The following is a 2,910-nucleotide window of genomic DNA, read 5'->3' on the forward strand; positions in this document are numbered from 1 at the left end:
GGCGTGGCCGTTCGGGCAGCAGCCGCATCGTCATGAGCCGCGCCTCGCCCTTTCGCGGCGGCGGCGTGGCGGCGAGCCACAGGCCGGCGCCCAGATGCAACAGGGCCAGCGGCAGCAGCAGCGCCCAGCGGCGCCTCATTCCGGATCCTCGTCGCTCTCCGGTCCGTCCACGTAACTGAGCAGTTCGGCGGGCTGGCAGTCGAGCTCGCGGCAGATGCGGGCCAGCGTGTCGAAGCGGATGCCGCGCACCTTGCCCGACTTCAGCAGCGAGAGATTGGCCTCGGTGATGCCGATGCGCTCGGCCAGTTCGCGCGACTTCATCTTGCGTTTCGCGAGCATCACGTCGAGGGTGACGACGATGGGCATCTCAGACGAACTCGCTGTGCTCGCGCGCGATGCGCGCCGCCTCGGCCAGCACCGAGCCCAGCGCCATCAGCACCAGGCCGAACAGCAGGGCCGCATAGTGCTCGCCGGACACCGCCAGCATCAGCTGCCGGTGGCCCGGCGGGTTGCCCCAGGTGAGGGCCAGCACCGCCAGCGTGTCGCTCAGCGGCATCGTCACGGCCAGGGCGATCAGCGACCAGCCCAGCCGGCGTACATGGCGTGCGGGCTGCGGCGCCAGCACCTCGCCGGCGGCAAAGCAGCCGAACAGCCGCCAGATCTCCCACAGGGCCCACAGGCCGGCGACGCACTGCAGCATCGAGGCCGCCAGGCCGGCCAGCCGGCTGCCCGCATCCAGCTGCATCAGGCTCAGGTTGGCGTCGAACCATTGCCGGCGCGCTGCGCGGGCCACCCACTCGGCATCGTTCCAGAACCAGGGCGGCAGCAGCAGCAGCGTGGCAGCGCCCAGCACGCACAGGCCTCGGATCAGCGCAGCGGTGCGGCGGATGCGCGCCTGGCTGCCGGGAACGGTGGGTGACGGGGTCATGTCTTGCCTGGGGATCTGGACTCTTTCGTTATCGTAAAACAATAAAATATCGTTGTAAAACAGAATCTGCCGCAGGCGATGACGGTCAGGGCGCGGGCGCCTCCTTCAGGATGTTCTCGATCAGCGCGTCGCGGGCGCCTTCCGGCTGCGTGATCCTGGCCTTGGCGGCGGCGACCGCCGCATGGATGCGCTGGCCCTCGGCCGGCCCCACCACCCGCACGCGGGCCAGCAGCACGCTGGCGGCCTGGTAGCCGATGAAGGCGCGTTCCTCGTTCAGGCGCGCGGCCAGCCAGTCGATCCACGCCGGGTCGAAGGCCATCTGCAGGATCACGACCGCGGCGAGCCGTTCGCCCGGCAGATGGCTCTGCGCCAGCTGGGCGAGGTAGGGCTGGGCGGCCAGGCTGACGGCCCGCATGCGGGTGGCCACCTCGGTCATCCGGCGCGTGCGTTCGGCGCTGAAGTCCGGCATCGCGCGGCGGATCGTCTCGTACTCCGCCGCCAGTGCGCGCACCGGGGCCAGCACCTCGTCGGGCTTGCCGGCCGGCGCCGCCTGGCGCACGCGTTCGGCGGCCTGGCGGTCCGAAGGAGAGGGCTGCAGCGGCTCGCCGCTGGCCGGCGTCGGTTCCGGCTCGCGGCCCTGCATCGCCTCGCTGACGGTGCGCCCGTAGGCATTGACGAAGGAGCGCACGAAGGCGCCCTGCAGGAACAGCCGCGTGTACAGGTAGCCGCAGAGGAAGCCGATGATCGTGAAGCCGATGACGATGGCCGATGCCATCGAGACCTGGGCGGGCGCCGGCGGGTCGGCCAGCGTGGCGGCGGCGCTGCGGCAGATCGTGTCGACGCGGGCCTCGATCTTCTCGTAGTTGACCAGGCTGAGGCCGACCAGGATCTTGGTCAGCCAGTCGGAGACTTCCTCGAGATTGGTGTTGGGCCGGCCCAGCGAGTCCTTGCCGTCCTTGTCTTCGCCCTTGCCCGCTGGCGCCAGGCTGCGCGGGATGCCGAACAGGAAGCCCAGCGTGGCGCCGGCCGCCAGGCAGGCGGCGCACCACAGCAGCACGCCGCCGACCTTGTTGGCATTGAGCCCGACGATCAGCGCGCCCGTCATCGCCAGCGCGAGCAGCGGCAGCAGCGCGGTGTTGACCTTGCCGATATCCTGCTCGGCCGGACCCGAACGCCAGTTGCCGAGCCACTTCTTGAGGCTGTCCATCGTCATCATGAGGGTGCTCCTGTCTCGCCCTCGAATCCCGTGGACGGAGTCGAGGGCATCGCTTTTGGGACGTAGCGGATCTGTGCGGCGCGCGGGATCTCGTCCTCAAGCGCGCGGGCGAAGCCGGTGGCAGGCAATTGCTCGGCGAGCCACAGCAGGCCGCGGTGGCCGATGGCGTCGAGCGTCTCGTCCTGCTGGGCCGTGGAGGGGCCGTCCAGGAAGCCGCCGAGGCCCACATGGCGGTCCGCCGTCTGCGCCACCACGGCGGCCGCGAAGATCACCAGGTCCAGCAGCGCGCGCTGGTCCTGGGTCGAGCGGTCGGGGCGCGGCAGCAGCTCGCGCGGCGCGCCGACGAAGGCCAGCAGCAGGGCGCCGAGCGACAGGCGGTCGCCGATGTCCGGCGGCGCGAGGCCGAAGGCCGCCGGCGGCGCGGGCAGCTGCAGCAGCGTGTCGAGGCCGTCGCTGGAGGCCGTGCGCTGCGACATGCCGATGCGGCGGATGTGGATCGGCGCGTCCAGCGGCGTGCGCATCAGGAACAGCCAGGCATAGATCGGGAACACCGGCTCCTGCGCGGCCAGCAGCTCATGCAGATAGGCCCAGGGCAGGCGCTGCGCCACCCCCTCGGCCGCCAGGCGCAGCACCCCGCCATGGCGCGACAGCAGCGGCTGCCACAGGCCCAGCGCGTCGATGCAGGCGCCCAGGGCCAGCAGATCCTCGCGCCAGGCCGGCAGCTCCTCGCTGTCCTGCGGGCAGCGGGCCAGCAGCTCCACCACCG

4 protein-coding genes are annotated in these 2,910 nt (G+C 71.4%); all 4 read right to left on the reverse strand.

Annotated elements, in window-relative coordinates; translation table 11 throughout:
- Positions 1-135: 135 nt before the first annotated feature.
- On the reverse strand, positions 136-366 hold the full coding sequence (locus B0W88_RS30900) for a helix-turn-helix transcriptional regulator (RefSeq protein ID WP_077038308.1): 231 nt from the start codon (positions 364-366) through the stop codon (positions 136-138).
- A gap of 1 nt (position 367) precedes the next feature.
- Positions 368-928 (reverse strand): DUF2975 domain-containing protein, encoded by a 561-nt coding sequence (locus tag B0W88_RS30905; RefSeq protein WP_077038309.1) that lies wholly within the window; start codon positions 926-928, stop codon positions 368-370.
- Between the two features lie 85 nt (positions 929-1,013).
- Positions 1,014-2,144, reverse strand: a complete 1,131-nt coding sequence (locus B0W88_RS30910; RefSeq protein WP_077038310.1) for a hypothetical protein — start codon at positions 2,142-2,144, stop codon at positions 1,014-1,016.
- On the reverse strand, positions 2,141-2,910 hold a 770-nt coding region (locus tag B0W88_RS34015; protein ID WP_158080981.1), incomplete at its 5' end, for a hypothetical protein. The genes B0W88_RS30910 and B0W88_RS34015, both read right to left, overlap by 4 nt.

This window comes from Pelomonas sp. KK5 (assembly GCF_001984095.1).
Taxonomy (GTDB): domain Bacteria; phylum Pseudomonadota; class Gammaproteobacteria; order Burkholderiales; family Burkholderiaceae_C; genus KK5.

Coding starts and splice junctions, on each gene's coding strand:
- B0W88_RS30900 (WP_077038308.1), bottom strand. CDS start 366: ATGCCCATCGTCGTCACCCTCGACGTGATGCTCGCGAAACGCAAGATG.
- B0W88_RS30905 (WP_077038309.1), bottom strand. CDS start 928: ATGACCCCGTCACCCACCGTTCCCGGCAGCCAGGCGCGCATCCGCCGC.
- B0W88_RS30910 (WP_077038310.1), bottom strand. CDS start 2,144: ATGATGACGATGGACAGCCTCAAGAAGTGGCTCGGCAACTGGCGTTCG.